18 protein-coding genes and 1 pseudogene are annotated in these 21119 nt (G+C 60.5%); 8 read left to right on the plus strand and 11 right to left on the minus strand.

The window, feature by feature from the left end:
• Window positions 1–78 precede the first annotated feature (78 nt).
• A complete protein-coding gene (locus tag WKF55_01385; GenBank protein ID MEJ7758222.1) occupies window positions 79–867 on the minus strand; it encodes a hypothetical protein in 789 nt (262 codons plus the stop codon).
• A 403-nt stretch (window positions 868–1270) separates the two neighbouring features.
• Between WKF55_01385 and WKF55_01390 the strand changes: the two genes are divergently transcribed.
• Entirely contained in the window at window positions 1271–1981 is a 711-nt protein-coding gene (locus WKF55_01390; GenBank protein MEJ7758223.1) for a DUF305 domain-containing protein, read from the plus strand.
• A gap of 202 nt (window positions 1982–2183) precedes the next feature.
• On the plus strand, window positions 2184–3872 hold the full coding sequence (locus WKF55_01395) for a hypothetical protein (GenBank protein ID MEJ7758224.1): 1689 nt from the start codon (window positions 2184–2186) through the stop codon (window positions 3870–3872).
• Here WKF55_01395 and WKF55_01400 read toward each other — a convergent pair.
• The 9 genes from WKF55_01400 to WKF55_01440 all read right to left on the minus strand — a co-directional run bounded on the left by WKF55_01400 (window position 3856) and on the right by WKF55_01440 (window position 12589).
• Window positions 3856–4470, minus strand: coding sequence for a uracil-DNA glycosylase family protein (locus WKF55_01400; protein ID MEJ7758225.1), 615 nt, complete (start codon window positions 4468–4470; stop codon window positions 3856–3858). The two genes, WKF55_01395 and WKF55_01400, sit on opposite strands and share 17 nt — an antisense overlap.
• 189 nt (window positions 4471–4659) lie before the next feature.
• The gene (locus tag WKF55_01405; GenBank protein ID MEJ7758226.1) at window positions 4660–5208 is read right to left on the minus strand and encodes a rhomboid family intramembrane serine protease; all 549 of its coding nucleotides are present in this window, start codon (window positions 5206–5208) and stop codon (window positions 4660–4662) included.
• A gap of 47 nt (window positions 5209–5255) precedes the next feature.
• The gene (locus WKF55_01410) at window positions 5256–5828 is read right to left on the minus strand and encodes a dihydrofolate reductase family protein (GenBank protein MEJ7758227.1); all 573 of its coding nucleotides are present in this window, start codon (window positions 5826–5828) and stop codon (window positions 5256–5258) included.
• A 7-nt stretch (window positions 5829–5835) separates the two neighbouring features.
• The gene (locus WKF55_01415) at window positions 5836–6144 is read right to left on the minus strand and encodes a DinB family protein (protein MEJ7758228.1); all 309 of its coding nucleotides are present in this window, start codon (window positions 6142–6144) and stop codon (window positions 5836–5838) included.
• A 219-nt stretch (window positions 6145–6363) separates the two neighbouring features.
• Window positions 6364–7341 (minus strand): acetamidase/formamidase family protein, encoded by a 978-nt coding sequence (locus WKF55_01420; GenBank protein ID MEJ7758229.1) that lies wholly within the window; start codon window positions 7339–7341, stop codon window positions 6364–6366.
• An 88-nt stretch (window positions 7342–7429) separates the two neighbouring features.
• The gene (locus WKF55_01425; protein ID MEJ7758230.1) at window positions 7430–8017 is read right to left on the minus strand and encodes a TMEM175 family protein; all 588 of its coding nucleotides are present in this window, start codon (window positions 8015–8017) and stop codon (window positions 7430–7432) included.
• Window positions 8017–8664, minus strand: a complete 648-nt coding sequence (locus WKF55_01430; protein MEJ7758231.1) for an O-methyltransferase — start codon at window positions 8662–8664, stop codon at window positions 8017–8019. Before WKF55_01430 ends, WKF55_01425 begins: the two co-directional genes overlap by 1 nt.
• An 85-nt stretch (window positions 8665–8749) precedes the next feature.
• Window positions 8750–11635, minus strand: coding sequence for a hypothetical protein (locus WKF55_01435; GenBank protein ID MEJ7758232.1), 2886 nt, complete (start codon window positions 11633–11635; stop codon window positions 8750–8752).
• Window positions 11636–11728: 93 nt separating this feature from the next.
• Window positions 11729–12589, minus strand: coding sequence for an AAA family ATPase (locus tag WKF55_01440; protein MEJ7758233.1), 861 nt, complete (start codon window positions 12587–12589; stop codon window positions 11729–11731).
• Between the two features lie 107 nt (window positions 12590–12696).
• Between WKF55_01440 and WKF55_01445 the strand changes: the two genes are divergently transcribed.
• The 5 genes from WKF55_01445 to WKF55_01465 are packed head-to-tail and all read left to right on the plus strand — an operon-like array spanning window position 12697 to window position 18009.
• A complete protein-coding gene (locus tag WKF55_01445) occupies window positions 12697–14529 on the plus strand; it encodes a CIA30 family protein (protein ID MEJ7758234.1) in 1833 nt (610 codons plus the stop codon).
• Complete coding sequence (locus WKF55_01450; protein MEJ7758235.1) at window positions 14526–15428, plus strand: ABC transporter ATP-binding protein; 903 nt, start codon at window positions 14526–14528, stop codon at window positions 15426–15428. Before WKF55_01445 ends, WKF55_01450 begins: the two co-directional genes overlap by 4 nt.
• Window positions 15425–16249 (plus strand): ABC transporter permease, encoded by an 825-nt coding sequence (locus WKF55_01455; protein ID MEJ7758236.1) that lies wholly within the window; start codon window positions 15425–15427, stop codon window positions 16247–16249. Before WKF55_01450 ends, WKF55_01455 begins: the two co-directional genes overlap by 4 nt.
• 3 nt (window positions 16250–16252) lie before the next feature.
• Window positions 16253–17410, plus strand: coding sequence for a sensor histidine kinase (locus tag WKF55_01460; protein MEJ7758237.1), 1158 nt, complete (start codon window positions 16253–16255; stop codon window positions 17408–17410).
• Window positions 17407–18009, plus strand: a complete 603-nt coding sequence (locus WKF55_01465) for a response regulator transcription factor (GenBank protein MEJ7758238.1) — start codon at window positions 17407–17409, stop codon at window positions 18007–18009. Before WKF55_01460 ends, WKF55_01465 begins: the two co-directional genes overlap by 4 nt.
• Here the strand turns inward: WKF55_01465 and WKF55_01470 are convergent.
• Window positions 17960–19267, minus strand: a complete 1308-nt coding sequence (locus WKF55_01470; GenBank protein MEJ7758239.1) for an aminoacetone oxidase family FAD-binding enzyme — start codon at window positions 19265–19267, stop codon at window positions 17960–17962. The genes WKF55_01465 and WKF55_01470 overlap by 50 nt on opposite strands.
• Before the next feature lie 357 nt (window positions 19268–19624).
• Here WKF55_01470 and WKF55_01475 point away from each other — a divergent pair.
• Window positions 19625–21010 (plus strand): annotated as a pseudogene (locus tag WKF55_01475) (serine hydrolase).
• The last annotated feature ends 109 nt before the right edge of the window (window positions 21011–21119 follow it).

The following is a 21119-nucleotide window of genomic DNA, read 5'->3' on the forward strand; positions in this document are numbered from 1 at the left end:
CAGACTGCTGCGCGACAATCTGGTCGAGGCGGGGCCATGGGTGACGAAATCGTCAGTTTTCACCGGTGCCCGAGGTTGCTATTGCTTTCGCAGAAGTTTGCCGGCCCGCGCTACGAGTGAATCAATGGACGCCAGGGATTTGAGTTCGCCTGTGATTACGTCAAAGATGAAGCCCTGCTCAATTGCGGTGCGTGAATCCCAGTTGGTCTGCCCGGCCGCGGAAGCCTGAAGTGCAGTGGCTGCAATTGAACGCCGGTCACCCATTGGACGAAAGTCGCTGAGCCACCATCCCGGGGGCAGGACGGGGCGCAGGCGCCTTCCGTCGAGATCGCTTACGAAGAGCAGCCGCTGGTCATCACCGTCGAGTTCCCCGTCTCCATTCGTGTCGTCAAAGGCAGCCTGGTAGGTAATCCACGTCTGGGTGGAGTCCGCACCAGCGCCCCGAAGCGCGGGGTACGAGACGCCGGAAATATATGCGGGCCGATCGAAGAGCAGCCGCGCTTCGCCGTCCGTGGGCGACATGAAGATCACGTTGACGATCGGACCGTTCGAACGATCACTGCCGTAAGCACCTAAGGGCGGGATTTCGCTGGATGAACCAGGCTGAAATCCGCTGCCGTTGCGGACGAGGATGATCATCAGGTCGGTTCCGCGGATGCGCACCGGAACATCGAAGCGAATCGTGCGAGTGTCGCGCGCGCCCGTGTTGCCCGGCGCCGCCACGATATTTTCGCTACGTCCCCGCCGTCCGCCGAACCACAGCATGCTCGCTGCAGAAAGCACGACCAACAGTGTGAGGAGCAAGACGATCCCGTTGATGAACCACAGGCGCTTGAAAAGGCGGTCGGGATCGGTATCGCCTGTCATGCTCTTTGCCTCATCGGTGCTTCGGCGAAACGGCACTCTGGGTGAAACGGGTACGCGTGGCCAGCGGTCGTCATCGGAGCCACCATGAGAGTATGAAGGTGATGGTTGAGCTCATCGGGAGAAACTACCAGGCATGGACGAGTTTTTCGAATCTCGCTTCGTAACTACTTTGGGGATACCGGGTAAGCGGTGGAAATGCCGAGTCAAGCCGGCCCACGCCACCAATCTGCGCTTTCCGGGTACAAAACCCCGAATGGACGCCTGGATGTTGCAGTGGTGAAGTGCCGCCACGTGCAGTTTCGCAGGGATATCATTCGCCCGGAGTCGATGCACACTGTGTGTGGTCGCGGAAGGTCACTCGTGCGCGCCGCGATGAAGCCTGAAAGTTGAGGTTATGGATCAAATGAAGAAGTCAACTTGGCCAATGAACCCAGCGACGCTGGTGGCCTTGATCGTCGTTACCGCATGTAGTGCCTCGACCCAACGGACTGCTCCGGACACAGTCCGTCCCATGATTCAGGGCGGCTCGACCGTCACGCCGGCGGCGCAGGCAAAGGCAGACAGTGGTCGGCCTCGATACACCGCGGCGGATGTCCGCTTCATGCAAGGCATGATCGGCCACCACACCCAGGCGTTGACCATGGTCGCCCTCGCTCCGAGCCGTGGCGCGCGGCCAGACGTGCGGATCCTCGCTGAAAGAATCGGCGTATCGCAGCGCGACGAGATTTCGTTGATGCAGCGCTGGCTTGCGGACCGCAACGAAACTGTCCCCGACACCACCGCGCACCACGATCACGCAGGGATGACCATGCCTGGAATGACCATGCCCGGCAAGGGTGCCACGGGCGGCATGATGCCCGGGATGTTGAGCCCGGCGCAGTTGACTCAGCTCACGCGTGCGACAGGATCCGACTTCGACCGGCTTTTCCTTACCTTCATGATCCAGCATCATCAGGGCGCGGTGACGATGGTGTCGCAGTTGCTGGCGGTGCCGGGCGCCGCCGGAAATGTGGACATCTACCGCTTTGCCGCCGACGTGAACGTCGATCAGACAACAGAGATCAATCGCATGCGCGTAATGTTGGCGGCGACACCTTCCGGTAAACCGGACTAGCGACCAGTTTCACCCACGCAGCAATGCCCTCTCGCTGTCTACTCGAACTGAATTTCCCATGAACTCCGAATCACTGCCCGGAAGGTCCGTCGCGGTTGCGCGAACCCGCCGCTGTCTCTCGTTATTACTGGCGACCGGAACGCTGTCAGCTGTGGCCTGCGCGCCATCATCTTCCGCCGGGAGGGCCCCATCTCCCATCGATATGTCGACGACAGCTCCCAGCCCCGACCGCCGTGTCGGACTCGGCGCGGGATGGATGAACGCCGGCGAGGCGGTCTGGAATCTCGACGTCATTTCGAAGCAAAAGCCATCGAAGGCGTTTTTTAACGAGAGCACTCCCGCCGACTCCCGCCTGTGGAACTCAGATCTCGCGTTTATTGGCAACTACGCCATTCAGGGCAACTTCAGCGGATATCAGGTGTGGGACATCTCGAACCCCCGGAAGCCGACGCTGCGCACGTCCTATGTCTGTCCCGGCTCGCAAGGTGACGTTTCGGTATATCGCAACCTCATGTTCATGTCCTCGGAGGATCAGCGAGGCCGCAGCGACTGCGGCATGCAGGCATCGACAGATACAGTGAGCAAGGACAGGCTGCGCGGTATCCGCATTTTCGATATTACCGACATCGCAAAGCCAAAACTCCTGCACACGGTTCAGACCTGCCGCGGCTCGCACACGCACACGGTCGTAACCGATCCGAAGGATGCTGAGAACGTCTACATCTATATCTCGGGCTCGGGACCAGTTCGGCCGGTCGGCGAGCTCGAAGGCTGCTCGGGCAAGACGATTGCGGAAGACCCGAACACCGCACTGTTCCGCATCGAAGTCATCAAGGTGCCGGTCGCTGCGCCCCAGCAGGCGCGCATCGTGAGCTCGCCGCGAATTTTCGCCAATCTTGCGCCGGTAATGACGCACGCCGATACGGGTGCCGCGCTGAGGGAGGGACGAACCAGTACCCAGTGCCATGACATTACAGTGTATCCCGCGATCGGCCTTGCCGGCGGCGCATGTGGTGGATACGGACATCTGCTCGACATCAGCGATGTCGCAAATCCGAAACGAATCTCTGCCGTAAGTGACCCGAACTTTTCGTTCTGGCATTCGGCGACATTCAACAACGATGGCTCGAAGGTTTTGTTTACCGACGAGTGGGGCGGTGGCACCGCACCCAGGTGTCGCCCGACTGATAAACCCGAGTGGGGCGCAAACGCGATCTTCACGCGCGTTGGCGCAACCATGGCGTTCAAGAGCTATTACAAACTGCCCGCACCGCAGACGGCGACCGAGAACTGTGTGGCACACAACGGATCGCTGATTCCAGTGCCCGGACGTGACATAATGGTTCAGGCGTGGTATCAGGGTGGCATTTCGGTGTTCGATTTCACCGATGCAGCAAACCCGAAGGAAATCGCGTACTTCGATCGCGGGCCCATGGACGCAACAAAGCTTCTCACCGCCGGATCGTGGTCGAGCTATTGGTATAACGGATACATCGTGAGCTCCGAGATCACCCGCGGCCTCGATATTCTGGCGTTGAGGCCCAGCGGCTTGCTGTCGCAGAATGAGATCGATGCCGCGAAGCTGGTGCGTTTCGATTATCTGAACGCGCAGGAACAGCCGAAACTGGTGTGGCCCGCACGGTTCGTGGTTGCACGCGCCTACGTCGATCAGCTCGTGCGCGGCAATGGTCTCTCGCGCGCACGGTCGACCGCTATCGCCCGCGAGCTCGACCGGGTCGAGAAGCTAGGCGGGGCAGACCAGCGAGCGGCGCTCGCGCTCCTGGGTACCCAGGTGCACGGTGACATGCGAGGCGCGCCAGACGCGGCACGGGTCCATGCGCTGGCGCTGGTTATCGAACGGCTTGCGACAGCGTCTACCGCATCGCGCTGAGCTCGGCGGCGATCAGGGCGATGGCCTTATCGACGAGGAGCATGTTGTCGTTCTGGTAGAACCAGCTGCTCGCGCCTGATGGATGGGGAAGAGGAATGACCACAGACCGTCCGCCAGCGTGCGCGACGGTCTGCTTCGTTCCTACCACTTCCGACAGAGGCGAGCGCGGCAGGAAGCGCTCGATCGCAAGTTTACCGACGGGAATCAGCAGCCATGGCCCGATGATTCTCAACTCCTCGTCCAGCCAATCGGCACAACGGGCCTGCTCCTGGCGGGTCGGTACGCGATCGCCGCGACCGCTCGGATGCGTGCCGGGAAAGCAGCGAGTCATGGCGGCGATGTAGATGTTCTCACGCGCCGTGGTTTCGTCGATGCCCGCGCGTTCCAGCCATCGAAAGAGAGTCCTGCCGGCACGGCCCGAGAACGGTACTCCGCCGTTCGCTTCGATTTTTCCCGGTGCCTGACCTACGAGCATTGCGCGCGGGTTGATGGCGCGGGATACTACCGGCCGGATGTCGGCGCCGAGCTGGCATCGCTGGCAGGCAGCGAGTGTTGCGCAGTGGTCGGCAAGTGAGCGGGACGAGGCGGCGGCGGTCACGGGTGTGGATACTCTGCTATATCAGCGAAAGTTGCACAGTTCCGGGGTGCTCAAAAGGCACAGTTTTGAGGCGGCCTGAAGTCAGACATCCGTTTTCAGCAACCGCAAACTGAGAAAAGCCGACCCGTCAGAATCCAGCGACGCTGAGTCCAGCGCGCGAGGTTCAGGGATCAGTGAGGGCGTCTTCTGCTACACATTCTTTGGGGCGATTGGAACACGGGAGTGACGCCTGAATGTTCGCGCGCCAGCTACACCACCCAGAAAGCCGCCGAGGTGTGCCTGCCAGCTGATGCCAGCGTCGCCCGGCACCACGCCGATGATGATGCTGCCCCACACGAAAGTGACGAACACACTGAGGGCAATACTGCCAGGGCTCCGCGCGAACCATCCACTGAGGATGAGAAAACCGAGATAGCCGAAGATCAGGCCACTGGCGCCGATATGAACCGAGCCGGGCGCGCCGAGGAGCCACGCGGTCAGGCCGGAGCCCAGCATCGCGTAGAGCGTAACCGGAATGAAATGTCGCGCGTCGCGCAGCATCACCAGCCAGCCGAGTATCAGAAAAGGTATGCTGTTGGCGACGATGTGGTTCAGACTGCCGTGAAGGAACGGCGCAAAGAGAATTCCGCGTAGCCCGGCGATGGTGCGTGGAATTACGCCGAAGGTGAGAAGCGCTCCGCCGGACAATCCGCTTGCGGCGAAGACCAGCCAGAACAGGATGAGCGTCGTGCCGAGCACGGACGCCTGAGCTTTGAGATTTCTTATGGCGAAATGCCCACGGTGCGTCAGCTTTCCGGGCGCCTGGCTGGCGCGCTCGCAATCAGTACCCCGTACCTGGTCTGAACGAACCCGTTGTCGAAGCTCAACGTCTCGCGATGAATCAACTGCACATCCCCTCCAATAAACCCGAACAACGGGATACCTTCGCCGAGGAGCACAGGAATGCGGGTAATGGTCATCTCGTCGATAAGCTTCGCCTGCAAAAACCGCTGAATGGTTACGCCGCCATCGATGTACAAATGCGTCCTACCTTCGGATTTGAGTCGCGCGACGAGCTCCCGAGGCGTCGAATTCTCGGCGGTCACCGATCCAGCGAGATGATCGGGGATCGCCAGCTCACGGGTCGACAACACAATGACGGGGGTCTTGTCATAGGGCCATGTCGGGAAGCTCAATACTTTCTCGAAGCTGTTCCGCCCCATGACCAGCACGTCGACGGACGCGATGAACTCGTCATAGCCGAACGGGCCTCCGCCCGCGCCGGAAGCGTACTCGGGGTTGAGCAGCCAGTCGATATCGCCGTCCGGTCGCGCAATGAACCCATCGACGCTTGCTGCAATGAAGACTGAGCATTTCATCGACGTGTCAGCGAACTCCCCATTCCCACAATCCGAACTGAGTCTTTTTATCCACGGGGTGGCCGGCCTGCTTGAGTGTAAGAACAATCTGGCCGCGGTCGTGAGACTCATGTGAGACGAGGTATCCGAGTAACGCAGCTGCGTGCGGCTTGAAGCCCTTGATTCTTCCGTCTCCCGCCAAAGCTCTCTTCAACAAGTCGGCGATTGCGGCACCGGATAGCTCGAGCGAACGGCGCAATACGGCAACGTCAGTCGCCGATTCTTTCTCGATCTTGTCGAGACCGGCAAGCAGTTCGGGCGCCCCGCTTTCAGCCACATGAGTCTAACGTTGTGGATATGGGCAAACTGTTCAGCGACGTTCCGACCCTTCGATGCCGAGACGCTCGTCAGCGCTTCGATCGGAACGGCGCTCAGCAAATACTGATTGATCCTATTATGGATCGACCATGTCTCCACTAGTTGATCGTTCATTTTGCGGCCACCGCCTGGTTGAGGTGCCGCTCAGTGGCTTGAATCACTGAGAATCATCGTCGCTTTATTTTGGCAGAAAGCGTTTGGGAAATTTGGCAACGACCGAATACAGCGGGTCCACGACATTGGCGATGGAGCTTTCTCCTACCTGGCCAAGCAGCGCATACGCATCGAGTTTGCCGAACCCGTACTCATCGGCCAGCCATTCGATCAACTCCACGTGCGCCAACCGGAATGCGTCCATCAGCGGACGCGCCGAGCCGACGACCATGATGTAATCCTTGTTTTCCACCCGGGGCCAGTCGATGGTTTTGCCCTTGATCAGGTCGAGCTCCAGCACGACGTCCATCGACGTCTCGAGCCCCGTTCCGGCCACTTCGCCGTGACCCTGCCGTGCATGGCCGTCGCCGAAGTAGAAGTACGCGCCGTCGTGAAAGATCGGCAGATATACGGTAGCGCCTTCCCGAATCTCGGGTGCGTCCATGTTACCGCCGAAGTTGCCGGGCCAGATTCCGCTGAACGCCTCAGCGCCGCGGGGAGCGACCGCGACGCGGCCGAGCATCGGCTGGAGATCGATTTCGATTTTTTTCATCCGGCTGTCGGGCAGATCCGTCGTGGCTGTGTTGCGCTTGCGATCGAGCCGCCAGATGTAGCGCCGCGGCTTGATGGGGTCATTGAGCATCCGGACGCGGCTTTCAGTCGCCAGTCCGCCAAAGTCCGAATAGATCTGAGCGGCCGCGATGTCGTGGTTAGGCCGTACGCGCCGAATCTTGACAACGAGGATGTCATTGGTCGTCGCGCCTTCGATATATATCGGCCCTACTTCTCCGGGAAATGCACCACCTGCCTCAGTGTAGTAGGGCCCGAAGTTGGTGCGGGAAATGAGGACTGTCTTCGGCTTGATTCGAAGAACGGGCTCGCGTACGGCAAAGGTCGGCTGCGCGATCTTTGGTTCGAAGCGAACGGTGTCCTGCGCGACGAGCGGCAGGGCGACAGGAACAGCAAGCACTGCGAGTGTGAGACAGCGATTCATGCGACTCATTTATGGACCGGTTGGTGACGGCATTATCATAGCCGCTGGGTGGTTCCAGCGCACGACAGAGACGCCGCGATCAAAGCATCCAATCGCATCAGACCGATTCTTCTTCTGGGAGGATTTCTTCGATGCGGCGATCGGGGATCATCCACATTACGGCGACAACGACGAACAGCAACCCGGAGATCAACGGGAGCACGTAGGCAACTGGAATGGCGATGAGATACAGAACGGGGGAGAGCTTCCCCTTGGAATCCTTGCCAACAGCCTTTGCCAGTAATGACTCGGGTCCGTCGCGAGTGATGATGGCGCGCTGAAGGAGGTAATAGGCCACTGCCGACATCAGCAGCACGAAGCCGTAAATGGCCGTCGGGGTGGACGAAAACTGGTCTTTGCCCATCCAGCCAGTCGCAAACGGAATCAGCGACAGCCAGAACAGCAGGTGCATGTTCGCCCACATAATCGCGCCATCTACATGCTTGGCTACCTGCATCATGTGGTGATGGTTGTTCCAGTAGATCGCGAGGTTGACGAAGCTCAGGAGGTAGCTCGCGAAGATTGGGACTACAGGCGTCAACGAGGCGATACTGGTTCCAGCCGGTACTTTCAACTCGAGCACCATGATGGTCATGATGATCGCGATCACCGCGTCACTGAACGCCTCGAGCCGGGTGGTTCGCATCAGCCGCCCGCCACTTTGAGCGCCACAATGAGCCCGTCGCGGATGGGGACGAGAGAGGTGATCCACTTGGGACTGGCAGTGATCAGGCGGGTGAATTCCCGCACGCCGTCTGTGTCGGGAGCGTGATCGGCCGTGTCGAAGATCCGTCCGCTCCAGAGCATGTTGTCGATTATGAGTACGCCTCCGTTCCTCAGCTTCGACTCGATCACGGGCAGAGAGGCCGGATATGCGTTCTTGTCGATGTCGTTGAAAACGATGTCGAACTGGTCGTCGCTTTCCCGCAGGGTCTGCACGGCCTCGCCCATGTGATATCGGACGATGTCGTTGAAACCCATGTTGCCAAGGTGTTTGCGGGCTTGTTGCGAAAGCTCTTCATCCCAGACAACGTGGTGAACGGCACCTCCACCATTTTCCTTGACCGCACGCGCAAAAAACGCCGTCGAGTACCCGAATCCGGATCCGAGCTCGAAGATGTTACGGGCGCCGGTCATGCGTGCGATGAGGTAGCAGAGGTGTCCGCATGCAGGGCCGATGATCGGAAAGTCGTGCTCGAGCGCGTGCGCTTCCATCTCCGCCAGCTCGGCGACCCGCTCGGGTATCAGCGAGTCGAGGTAGTTCCGGATTTGTTCCGGTATGACGTAGATCATGGTTTTACTTTGCGGTCATCGGTAATCGGATCCAACCTCGCACCGGGTTTACGGAGTGCGGGTAACGGGTAACGGTCAACGCGCATCACTGCCCTCGGCCGAGCATTGGATCCGCCCGGACAACGAGCGTTCCATGATAACGCTTGCCGTCGACCGTCAGCGTAAGCCGATAACTGCCGGGCCCGACGGTCGCCGCGCGAAACTCACTGGCAAATGCTCCGCCGGCGTCGACAAGTATCTGAATCGCCGCCCTGCGCTCATCCTCAGTGCGTGCCGCCTTGAACCGCGCGTACGACTCGGCGTAGCTCGCCTGATCCTCGCCCCCCGCGCGGATTACCTGTTCAAACCGCTGAGAAACGGTTTGTCTCTGTGAATCCGTCAACGCCGGAGCCGCGAAACGGAGATCCCAGCGGTAGCGTTGAATCCCGGCGTTGCGCGGCAGTGTAACGACACGAGTCAGGCCGCGGCCGTTGGAGATCTCGAGCGTCGCCGCCGAAGCCGGTGACGCCTTGAGGTAGTAAGTGATGAATGCACTGTGCGTGAGACCTGCGCGAGGCAGCGTGCCGCTTGGCCCCACCGACGGCGGATTTTCCCCCGCAAACAGAAAGTGTCCTCGCTGGCCCCCCCGGCTTCCATTTTCCCAGAGTGTCGCGACACGTTGATCGAAAAGGTGCGCCGGTGCCGCGATGATCGCCGGAGTCAATTGCTGAAGGGGCGTGATGTCGTCTGCGATGAAGATGCTGCGGCCGTGAGTGCCGGCGATAAGGTCGTTATCGCGCGGATGGATCACGAGATCCTGCGTCGCGACAGTCGGCATTCCATTCATGAAACGAGTCCACCTCTTTCCGCCATTCAGCGATGCCCACACCGCAAACTCCGTGGCGGCGAAAAGCAGATTCGGATTGCGCAGGTCTTCGCGCACCACGTGCACCACCTGACCCGCGGGAATGTTCGAGGAGATGTTGGTCCAGGTGCGCCCGTAATCTGAAGTCTTGAAGATCCAGGGGGTGAAGATGTCGCTCCGGTGCCCGTCGAACGCGACGTACGCCGTTGCGGGATCGAAGTGTGAAGCTTCCACCCGACCTACCCAGGTGCCCGATGGCACGCCACGGACGGCGCCGCGGACGTTGGTCCATCGCGCGCCACCATCTCGCGTGATCTGAACGTTTCCGTCATCTGTCCCTACCCAGATTACGCCTTCCGCAATCGGCGACTGCGATACCGACGTGATCGTGCCGTGGGTTTCTGCGCCGGTGTTCTCTCGTGTAATGCCGCCATGCGTTATGCGAGTCTTTGCGGAATCGTTGGTGGTGAGGTCGGCGCTGATAATGCGCCAGCTATCGCCTCGATCGGTGGTGCGAAATAAATGGTTGCCGCCAAGAAAGAGTGTCGCCGGATTGTGAGGCGACATTACCAGTGGAGCAGACCAGTTGAAGCGGAACATTCCCGTACCGCGGGCACTCGTGCCAAGCACCTCGGCATAATTCACGATATTGGCCTGGCTGGGCCGCGAATTGGCCGAGGTGCGCGTCTCGGGATCGTAACGGCGGAAGCTTCCGCCCTCTGCCTCGGTGTAGACGCGTCGCCAGTCGGTCGGATCGATCTGGATATCCATGCCGTCGCCCCAGTGCACCTTCCAGGTATCGTCGCTGAGAATGCCGCGCGCGTCGCGGCTGAAGCTCGGGCCGGCGAAGGTCCCATTGTCCTGGAGACCGCCGTAAACGAAGTACGGATCCCGCATGTCGACGCCAATGCGGTAGTACTGACCGATCGCAAAGTTGTCGAAGAGTGTGAACTTCCTCCCGTGATCATGGGTGAGTGATGCACCCTTGTCAGCGCCGATGTAGTAGCGGCTCGCGTTTTTCGGATCGAGCCACATCGCGTGAAAATCGCCGTGAATCTCCTCATCGGCGCTGCCGTTGCGGAAAGATTTGCCACCGTCGTCCGAGACCATGAAGCGCGTCGTCAACACGTAGACCCGCTGGTGATCCAACGGATTTATCCGGATCTGGCTGTAGTAAAAGGGACGGTTGTTGTAGGTGTTGACGTATGTCCAGGAGTTGCCGCCGTCTTCGGAGCGGTAGATGCCGGAGCCCGGTTGGGCGAGGTCGTTGGTCTGTGCAGCTTCGACGATCGCCATGACGATCTGCGGGTTCTGTCGGGAAATCGCGAGGCCGATACGTCCGGTTTCTCCGGGAGGTAAGCCGCGGGTGAGCCTTGTCCACGTTGCGCCGGCGTCGGTGGATTTATAGATGCCGCCAGTCTTGCCGCCACTGGTGAAAGTCCAGGGTTTTCGAAGTCGGTCGTAGAGTGCCGTGTAAAGGACGTTCGGATTTGTCGGGTCCATCACCAGCTCGATCGCGCCCGCCCGTTTGTCAGCGGGAAGGCCGCCACCCAGCTTCGCCCAGGTGGTGCCGCCGTTGGTAGTGCGGAAAAGACCGCGATCGCCGGTATACCCCCAGAGGTGGCCGATGGCGGCGACGTAGACTATGTCCGGATTCGATGGATGCGTGACAACGCGCGCGATCTGATGCGTCGTTCCGAGGCCCATGTTGCGGAACGTCCGGCCGGCGTCGGCGGATTTGTAGATGCCATCGCCCCACGCCACACTGTTGCGATTGTTGGCTTCGCCGGTCCCGACCCAGACGATGTTCGGATTCGGTTGAAAGACCGCGACATCTCCGATCGACGCCGAGGGATAATTGTCAAATATGGGCTCCCATGTATTCCCGGCGTTCACTGATTTGAACACTCCTCCTGACGCCGAGGCGACATAAACCGTCGCAAATGCCGAATCGAGCGCTTCGATATCCACTACCCGCCCACCCATGCTGGCGGGACCGATGTTCCGCCAGCGAGAGCTCGACAGGAGCGCGGAATCTGAAGGTTGCGCGCCCGCTGAGGCCACGCCTGCCGCAAAAAGAAGCGCCAGCGAGACGGAATGCGCGGTGTGGAACTCGAAGCACTTCATACAAGAAGACCCTGGCGATTAGAGAAGAGGCTGTTCCGATGAAGATCAGTCGCAAGCCTGGGCGCAACAAGTCGCGCCAGACGGAGCCGAATTCTATGCATCCTCCGGCAGGCCGACATCACCTTCCGCAAACAAGTGACGGAAGAAACGCTCAGGCGCGTTCAGAAAATCGCGGGTGAGGGTGAAGTGCTCCGTTTCGCGGTAGTCAACCGCTGTGATCTCTCCCGAATCGAAACTCAATACCGTCGCGCCTGGCAGGCTTAGAAGTATCGGCGAGTGCGTAGCGACAATGAACTGTGCAATTCGCTGCGACGCGAGGTCATGGACGATTCGTAGAAAGGCAAGTTGCCGCTGCGGCGACAGTGCCGCCTCCGGTTCATCAAGAAGGTAAAGTCCATCCTCGAAACGATGCTCGAACAGCGCGAGAAACGCCTCGCCGTGCGACCGCTCGTGGAACGACTTTCCGCCGTACCGGCTCCAGGTACTCTCGGCGGATTCAAGCTGCGTCGTGAAACTATGGAGCGTCTCCGCGCGCAGAAAGAATCCGTCGGTGCTTCGCTGGCGCCAGCTCAAACGGAGTGCGCGGCCGAGTGCGTGTCCTTCGGTGCCGTCGGCGAACTGGTGATCCCGGTTGCCGCCGTGCATGCCGAAGCCGGTGCTCCAGGCGAGAGCCTCTAGAAGCGTCGACTTGCCCGACCCGTTTTCACCAACGAAGAACGTCACTGGCGTGGTGAATTCGAGAGCGAGGCCGTCGGCCAGAATCGGGAGGGTGAATGGATGCACTCCCGGCACCGTTCGATCTTCGCGGAGTGCGACGCGGGTTAGAAAAGGACTACCGACAACTTTTCTGGTTGTCTCCGACTTTGGTCGCGGCGGCATGTCGATTCGGCGGGCAGTGAGTGGACGGTAACTGGTCAGGCCGGCGACGGCAAGCGGATGGATGACACATGTCACCACCGATATCTGACACCCCTCACTGACCGGAAGTCCCGGCTGTCCACATGCTTAGCAAGCGCTGTATCGCAATCGCAGACGCACAAACATTTTCCGGATATGAACCCATGTCTCTGGGCATTCGCACGAAACTATCCAGCGCCATTATGCTGTCGCTCGGAATTCTCATAATGTCGCTTGCACGCAACCTTGCTGCCCAGCCGGCAGTTCCAACCACTCTCGTCCGCAAAGTCAACGTGTTCGACGGTTCGCGAACCCTCGGAATACGCGACGTTCTGATTTCCGGCGGGAAGATTGTCAGAGTTGCTATGTCCATCGCAGCTCCAGCCGGCGCGTCAATCGTCGACGGTACGGGCAAGACGCTACTTCCCGGACTGATCGACTCGCATACCCATGTTTTCGGCGATGCGCTAACGCAGGCGCTGGCGTTCGGTGTGACTACGGAGCTCGACATGTTCACCGTCGTAAGCGAGGCCGCACGGCTTCGCGCCGAGCAGAGGGCGGGCACCGCGGCATCCCGCGCCGACATTTTCTCAGCCGGCACACTCGCCACCGCCCCAAAGGGGCACGGCACTGAATACGGCTTTGCGATTCCCACGATCTCGTCGCCCGATTCGGCGCAGTCGTGGGTGGATGCGCGCATCCGCGAAGGATCCGACTACATCAAGATCGTCTTCGATGACGGCCACGTTTACGGGATGAACACTCCGACGCTCTCACACGCGACTCTCACCGCGCTCATCGGGGCAGCGCACCGGCGCAGAAAATTGGCAGTCGTACACACCGGCTCCGCGGCGGATGCCCGCATCGCAATCGAAGCTGGAGCCGACGGACTTGTCCACCTGTTCTCCGATCGCGCGCCGGAAGCGAATTTCGGAAAGCTCGCCGCGCGACACAAGACTTTTATCATTCCCACACTTACGGTTCTTACGAGCATCAGCGGAAAGTCTGGAGCGGGCGATCTTGCCGACGATCCGCAGTTCAAGGCGTTTGTGTCCCAGCAGAGCATGGCAACAATCAGAGGAGCGTTCCCGTTTCCGAAGTCAGCGCCGGCGCGCAGCGTAGCGCCAGCTCATGCGACCATCCGCCAGTTACTCGCGGCGGGGGTTCCAATTCTCGCAGGCACCGATGCGCCGAATCCCGGCACTGCTCATGGCATTGCACTTCACCGCGAGCTCGAGTTGCTCGTCAACGCGGGCCTGTCGAATACTCAGGCACTTGCCGCCGCCACCAGCGCGCCGGCCCGCGCATTCTCACTGCGCGACCGCGGTCGCATCGCCGCTGGCATGCGGGCAGATCTGCTGCTCGTCTCCGGGAATCCCGCCATTAACATCGCCGCAACGCGCAATATCGAAGGCGTATGGAAAGGGGGCGTCCGATTCGATCGAAAAGCGTATGCCGCATCTCTGGCCCCCGCAGCTGCCGCTTCAGCGAAAACAATTGGTGTCGGACTGATCAGCGACTTCGACGACGGCAGCACCAAAGCATCGTTCGGCTCAGGCTGGCTCGTCTCGACTGATCAGATGGCAGGCGGGTCCTCAACCACGAAGATCAAGGTGCTCGACGGGGGCGCCATCGCCACGCCGAAGCACCTCGGTGTGTCTGGCAATATCGTTGGCCCGCTTCCGTACGCATGGGGAGGGGTGATGTTCATGACCGGCTCGCAGCCAATGCAGCCGGCGAATCTGAGCGCGGCGAAGGGCGTTCGTTTCTGGGCCAGAGGCGACGGCAAGACCTACAGGATCATGATGTTCTCACAGGGAAAGGGCATGCAGCCACTGGTTCAGAGTTTCGTCGCCGGCGCAAACTGGAAGGAGTATGACTTTTCGTTTGCGTCGTTCGACGGCGTCGACGGCCGTGACATCATGGGATTCGTGTTTGCCGGAGGTCCCGCGCCAGGACCATTCAGCATGCAGATTGACCAGATCTCTCTTCGATGAACGCAGAGGCTGAAATTGTCGCGCGTCTCGATTGCGCAACGAAGCGATACGGAACCACACTCGCTCTGAGTGAAGTGACGTTCGACATCGAGTGCGGACGCGTGCTTGCCCTGCTGGGGCCGAACGGCGCAGGCAAAACCACAGCTGTGAAGCTGCTGCTCGGCCTATCGTCGCCCACGAGCGGGACAGCCACGCTGTTTGGCGGAGATCCGCGGAAGGCCAGCAATCGTCGGAGAATCGGAGCGATGCTTCAGGTGGGCAAAGTCCCGGAGACTCTGCGCGTTCGCGAACATATCGATCAGTTTCGCGGATACTATCCGTCGCCACTGCCGGTGAAGGCCGTCGTCGAGCTCGGCGGACTGCAAGGCATCGAGGACAAGAAATTCGGCGAGCTCTCCGGCGGACAACGACAGCGGGTACTCTTCGCCATCGCACTGTGCGGCGATCCCGAGTTGCTGTTTCTCGACGAGCCAACCCTTGGCTTCGACGTCGAGGTGCGCCGTGCGTTCTGGAAACAAATCCGCGCCTATGTCTCACTTGGACGAACTGTCCTGCTCACGACGCACTATCTGGAAGAGGCGGACGCTCTGGCCGACAGAATCATCGTGATCGATCGCGGTTGCATCGTTGCCGACGGAACGCCCACCGAGATCAAGGGGCGCGTCTCAGGCAGGCGCATTCGCTGCATTACCGATCTGAGCCCTGACGAAATCCACAAAATTGCCGGCGTCAGCAGCGTTTCGCGGGAAGGCGACCGCACCGAAATCATAGCCTCGGCGGCCGAGCAGGTATTGAGAGAGCTTTTCCACCGCGATGCATCTCTGTCCAATCTGGAGGTGACGAGTGTCGGCCTCGAAGACGCGTTCATGGCATTGATCAACAAAGAGGAAGCTGCATGACTGTGCGTCTCCAGAGCACTCAGCAGCGGGTGGTGCCCGTTTCCGAGACGGGCCTCTCGCTCGGAGCCTCTGCACGTATCTACCTGCGTGAGGCAAAGTACGAACTGCTCAAGCTGCTTCGTCTTCCGGCATTCTTCATTCCCAGCCTCGGCTTTCCGATGATGTTCTATGCGCTGTTTGCGCTGGTGCTTCCCACAAAATCCGCGTCGTTTCCGATGACGACGTATCTGCTCGGGACATACGGAGCATTCGGCGTGATTGGAATTGCCCTTTTTTCGCTGGGGATCGGTGTGTCGACCGAGCGCGCGCAGGGTTGGCTCGCCGTCAAGCGCGCCAGTCCGATGCCCATACCGGCGTACTTCTTCGGAAAGTACGCAATGACTATCCTGTTCAGCGCACTTCTTGTGACACTGCTCTGTCTGATGGGCGCTGTTTTTGGACACGTCCGGCTGCAGGCATCCCAGTGGGGGTTGCTGATGCTCGTGCTGATGTTCGGCGGGATTCCGTTCTGCGCAGCGGGCATCATGGTCGCGTATCTGGTGGGACCAAATTCTGCGCCAGCTGTGGTTAACGCAGTCTATCTGCCAAGCGCGTTTCTTTCGGGTTTATTCATTCCGGCGGAAATGCTTCCCTCATTTCTCCGCACTTTTGCCCAGTTTCTGCCACCTTATCATCTGGGTCGGCTGGCGCTGAACGTCATCGGAATTCCAACGGCTTCGAATGGATGGGTCCACATAGGTGCGCTCGCCGGATTCGCCATTCTGTTCACGATCCTCGCGACAGTTGCCTACCGGCGCGATGAAGGAAAGACATACGGCTGATCGATGACCACGCCTCCGCCTGGAAAACGCAGCTTCCGGCTTCTTCCCGAGGACAATTATCTCGGGTGGACGCCGTACGCCTGGCTGGTCTATTTCCCGACACTGTTTCTCCAGCCGGCCATCGCTGGTGCGCCTGCTCATACGTGGGCGCTCACTTCGATCGTTGGGCTCGCCTTTCTGCCGTTGTACTTTCGTGGGTACTGGGCGAGAGGTGCAGAAGCCTCTGCTATCGCTGGCGCCATCGCTGCACTTGGTGCGCTGCTCGTCCCGTGGAACAGCTCCGGATTTGTCCTTTTCATTTATGCCGCCGCATTTTTCGGCACACAGCGTCACACGCGTCGGGTGGCCCAGCTGCTCGGTCTGCTTACCGTCATAGTCGTCGCAGAGGCGTTCGCTCTCCAGCTTCCGCTGCTGGAATGGGCGTGGGCGGCAGTCTTCATCTGGGTGGTCGGCGGAGTCAATTCGCACGGGGCTTCAGTAAGGTATGCAAACGGCGAGTTGCGCATGGCCCGGGACGAGGTCGAACACCTGGCAACGGTTGCGGAACGGGAGCGAATCGCTCGCGATCTGCACGACCTTCTGGGTCACACACTTTCGCTGATCACCCTCAAGTCATCGCTGGCATCCAAGCTCGCGGACCGCGATCCTGAGCGGGCGATCGCTGAAATCCGGGACGTTGAGCGAATCTCGCGCGAGGCTCTTGTCGAAGTGCGGGCAGCAATCGGTGGTTACCGTGATGCCGGCTTCGCTCGAGCAGTTGCCAGCGCACAGCAGATGCTGGCGGCGGGCGGCATCACCGCGCGCGTCGCAATCGAGGAAGTCGAGATGACGCCTGCCGAGGAAGCGGTGCTCGCACTGGCAGTTCGTGAAGGGGTCACCAACGTCGTCAGGCACTCGCGTGCGAAATTCTGTTCGATTACGCTGTCAAGAGACGATAGCGCGAGACGGTTGATGATTGCGGATGACGGAACCTGGAAACGCGCGCTCGACGGGAATGGGCTCGCGGGAATGCGTGAGCGGGTCGCGGCGATTGGGGGAGAGTTTTCAGTTGATCGCCACAATGGCACGCTGCTCACGATCGAGCTTCCCGATGCACCATTGCAAAAGGATGAACCGGTTACCGCAGACAGCAGGCCTGTCGCGATATCAGTCGTCGCATGATTCGCATTATAGTCGCCGAGGACCAGGGCATGGTGCTGGGCGCTCTGGCTGCGTTGCTCGAAACCGAAAGTGACATTGAGGTCGTCGCCACCGCTCGCAATGGGGCGGAGGCAATCTCGCTTACGCGACAGCATTGCCCCGATGTCCTTCTCACCGATATCGAGATGCCGGAGATGACCGGGCTCGAGGTGGCGGCGGCATTGCAGCGCGAGGGCGCTGCGACGCGGGTGGTAATCGTGACGACGTTCGCCCGATCAGGCTATCTGCGACGCGCGCTCGAGGCCGGCGTGTCGGGGTATCTCCTCAAGGACAGCCCGTGTGACATGCTGGCGAATGCAGTGCGACGCGTGCATTCCGGGCTTCGGGCTATTGATCCCGAGCTTGCGGCCGGAGCTTGGGATGAAGCGGACCCTTTGACCGATCGAGAGCGCCAGGCCTTGCGCCTGGCGGGGGAAGGGAAGGCGACTGTCGACATCGCCGCGGCACTCAGGTTATCGGAAGGCACGGTGCGGAATTATCTATCCGACGCCATGACCAAGGTTGGCGCCATCAACCGCGTGGAGGCGTCGCGGATAGCCCGGGCGAAGGGCTGGCTGTAGCTGTTCTGCGTGCAGCACTAATCCCGGCCAGACGGCCAGTGGCCCACGACCACAGGAAGTTGTAACCGCCAACCGGGCCGAACGCATCGAGCACTTCACCGCAGATGTACAATCGGGAATGCCGGCGGCTCTCCATCGTCCGCGGATCCACTTCTGCAAGATTGATCCCGCCCCCAGTCACTTCCGCTTTCCGGTAGCCCTCGTCTCCGCTCCACGGCAATGGGCATGCAACCAGTGCATTGATTACGCGAACGCGTTCGTCACGACGGAGCTCCGCCAGCGAGCGCGCGGGATCGCAGCCGGCCAGCCCGATGAGTACGCCAGCCAGACGATCAGGAAGATGGGCTCGAACAGCTCCCGCCAGTGTCCGATTGCCGTGCGGTTGCAGCGCGGTTTCCCATGCGGCGGCATCGAGCTCCGTCCACTGCACGGTCACGCGCGCCGAGCCGTTCGCTTCCGCTCGCGAACGCACGGCAACGTGGGAGACATCGAGCACGGCTGGACCGCTGTAACCTTTGTGCGTGAACAGAAAGCCGCCCGTTGCTGTTGCCGAACGCGTGGTCACGTCGTCGCGCGCAGTGATCGTCACGCGCAGTGAAACGCCACTCAGGCCGGCAAAGGGCGATTCGCCCGCCGACGTGAGCGGCGTGAGCGCAGGGTAGACCGGATTTATCGTGTGGCCGAGTCGCAACAGCTCTCGAATGCCAAGACCGTCGCTTCCGGTGTTCGGTACCGAGAGACCGCCGGTAGCGACGATGACAGCATCGCATTCAATCGCTGGTGAACTTTCGGATTCAATCAGCCATCCGTCTTTCGCGGGTGCGAAGCCGGTCACGATGGTCTCGTTCCGGATCGTGGTGCCGGCGCGCGTTGCGTAAGCGAGCAGACCGTCCCGCACATCGCGAGCTCTGTTTGAAACAGGGAAAAGCTTTGCGGACTGCGGCTCCTCGGCGAGTGGAATGCGCAACTCATTCTGGAAGAAGTCGATCTGCCCGGCAAGTGGCCACGAGCGCAGAATCTTGCGCAGAGAGTTCGGAGATGAGTCAGTGACGAAACGCGACTCATCAACGCGCATGGGCAGCACGTTGCATCGTCCGCCCCCGCTTATCAGAATCTTTCTGCCGCCATCGCGGGTGCGTTCGAGCAGAATTGTTTCTGCACCACCGGTTGCAGCAAAGATGGCTGCCATCGATCCCGCTGCACCGGCCCCGATAACAACGACGCGGGGGCACGAGCGCCGATTTTCACTGCCTGGCACGTCGGACGCACAAGCGCCGGGCGGTCGTCTGAAACCGATCGATTTCATGCAGGCCGTCTTCAAGGGTCGAGGCGACGCGTGGCGAAGCCGGGGCAATGCGCATGAACGATTCCGGATTGAACGTTTCAGCTGAAACGTATGGGTTGGCCGGTGAAATATGTCCTTGCCGGACCTGGGTTGTGACGACTAACAGAACTCGCACGCTTACCGGATTGACAAGGGCTGCCGCCTCGCCGAGGGCCCGTTGCGTACCGGGTACGTCAGCCATACAATTGGATTGACGCAATAGCGACAGTCCTGCCTCGCGACCGGGACAAACTTCGCTATCTGATGAGGTATGCGATGACTCGCATTTTTATGCTGGCGCTGATTGCGCCCTTGGTTGTGGCCTGTAACGGATCGGATCCCGCGTCGCCGCCGCTTCCGCTTCCACCGCCGGTTGTCGCGGTCGCTTCCGTTACGCTGAACGGCGCACCCGCCGAACTGGAGGTTGGGCGCACGGCCACTATTCAGGCGACTGCGCGCGACTCGCAGGGGAATGCGCTCACCGGCCGAACAATCGTCTGGACTAGCGGGAGCGACGCGATCGCGACCGTCTCGACCGCCGGCGCCATTGTTGGCGCTGGCAGTGGCACTGCTTCGATTACGGCGACCTCTGAAGGGAAGTCGGCATCAGCTTCCATAACGATCGATACCCGAGCGGGTTTTCTTGCGGCGATTGTGGAATCGGTTCGCCAGACGTACGATCTTCCCGCACTCTCCGGAGCAATCGTCACCCGGGGCGGAGGGATGTTTGGAAGCGCCGTTAGCGGGCGCCGCCGTGCCAGCGCTGCTGCGCCGGTTACCATCAACGACATGTGGCACATCGGTTCCAACCTCAAAGCGATTACTGCCCATGTCGCTGGTATCGCCGTCGCTCAAGGTGCCATCAGCTGGTCGACCACGCTGGCTCAAGCCTATCCCGAACTTTCCGGCACGATGCGAGCGGAGTATCGCGACGTCACGCTGCGGCAGCTGCTTGGCCACATTGGTGGCATCATTCCCAACGTACCAAATCCATCTTCCGTTGCGGGATCAGGGTAGCTGACCGCTCAGCGCGCGGCGATCGCGTCGTGGGCGACTGCGATGATGCCAACCGGCGGTGGTGTCGGTCAGTACACCTATTCGAACGTTGGCTTCATGATCGCGGCGAATATGGTCGAACGCGCATTGAGCAGCCCGTGGGAAACAGTCATGGAGGTTCGTCTCCTCTCTCCGCTGGGAATCACGGCGTTTGGGTGGGGTCCCGCCCCCGCGGCCCAGAATCCGGTCGGGCATCAGCGAAACGGCAGCGGCTGGATCGAGTTTCCGACGCTTGACAATCCTCCATATCTCTCAGCGGCCGGACGCTCGCACTGGTCGCTCGATGCATGGGGTAAGGTGGTTCAGGAAATCATGAGAGCAGACCAGGGACAATCCGCGCTCGTACCGCAGGCGATTGCGCGCATCAATACGACTTCTCAGTCCGGCGCGAACTACGCATCCGGTTGGTTGACGAGCTCGGCCGCATGGGCGATGGGCCGCGGCGTGGAGCACGATGGGTCCAACACCCTCAACTATGCACGGATTCAGGTGGCACTGGATCGCGGCGTCTCGGTGATGGGAGTGACGAATTCACACGAAACGAGCGGCAGTCGGTCGACCAGCGCGATGGCGCAGCTGATGACCCGGCTCTGGGCGTATTACAACCGGCATGGACAGTGATCGCAATCACGCGGCGGTGCGACGCATCAAGGCGGTCGTGCTCCGATAAGTGTACCCGTTCAGTGTCACCTTCACCGGCGCGCGTACTTTGTCGAACACGCTCCCTGGA

Source organism: Gemmatimonadaceae bacterium, from assembly GCA_037721215.1.
GTDB lineage: Bacteria > Gemmatimonadota > Gemmatimonadetes > Gemmatimonadales > Gemmatimonadaceae > UBA4720.

What these genes read in the sequence shown, in the direction of transcription:
- WKF55_01385 (MEJ7758222.1), bottom strand. Translation starts at nt 867, where the DNA reads ATGACAGGCGATACCGATCCCGACCGCCTTTTCAAGCGCCTGTGGTTC.
- WKF55_01390 (MEJ7758223.1), top strand. Translation starts at nt 1,271, where the DNA reads ATGAAGAAGTCAACTTGGCCAATGAACCCAGCGACGCTGGTGGCCTTG.
- WKF55_01395 (MEJ7758224.1), top strand. Translation starts at nt 2,184, where the DNA reads ATGTCGACGACAGCTCCCAGCCCCGACCGCCGTGTCGGACTCGGCGCG.
- WKF55_01410 (MEJ7758227.1), bottom strand. Translation starts at nt 5,828, where the DNA reads ATGAAATGCTCAGTCTTCATTGCAGCAAGCGTCGATGGGTTCATTGCG.
- WKF55_01420 (MEJ7758229.1), bottom strand. Translation starts at nt 7,341, where the DNA reads ATGAGTCGCATGAATCGCTGTCTCACACTCGCAGTGCTTGCTGTTCCT.
- WKF55_01425 (MEJ7758230.1), bottom strand. Translation starts at nt 8,017, where the DNA reads ATGCGAACCACCCGGCTCGAGGCGTTCAGTGACGCGGTGATCGCGATC.
- WKF55_01430 (MEJ7758231.1), bottom strand. Translation starts at nt 8,664, where the DNA reads ATGATCTACGTCATACCGGAACAAATCCGGAACTACCTCGACTCGCTG.
- WKF55_01435 (MEJ7758232.1), bottom strand. Translation starts at nt 11,635, where the DNA reads ATGAAGTGCTTCGAGTTCCACACCGCGCATTCCGTCTCGCTGGCGCTT.
- WKF55_01445 (MEJ7758234.1), top strand. Translation starts at nt 12,697, where the DNA reads ATGTCTCTGGGCATTCGCACGAAACTATCCAGCGCCATTATGCTGTCG.
- WKF55_01450 (MEJ7758235.1), top strand. Translation starts at nt 14,526, where the DNA reads ATGAACGCAGAGGCTGAAATTGTCGCGCGTCTCGATTGCGCAACGAAG.
- WKF55_01455 (MEJ7758236.1), top strand. Translation starts at nt 15,425, where the DNA reads ATGACTGTGCGTCTCCAGAGCACTCAGCAGCGGGTGGTGCCCGTTTCC.
- WKF55_01460 (MEJ7758237.1), top strand. Translation starts at nt 16,253, where the DNA reads ATGACCACGCCTCCGCCTGGAAAACGCAGCTTCCGGCTTCTTCCCGAG.
- WKF55_01465 (MEJ7758238.1), top strand. Translation starts at nt 17,407, where the DNA reads ATGATTCGCATTATAGTCGCCGAGGACCAGGGCATGGTGCTGGGCGCT.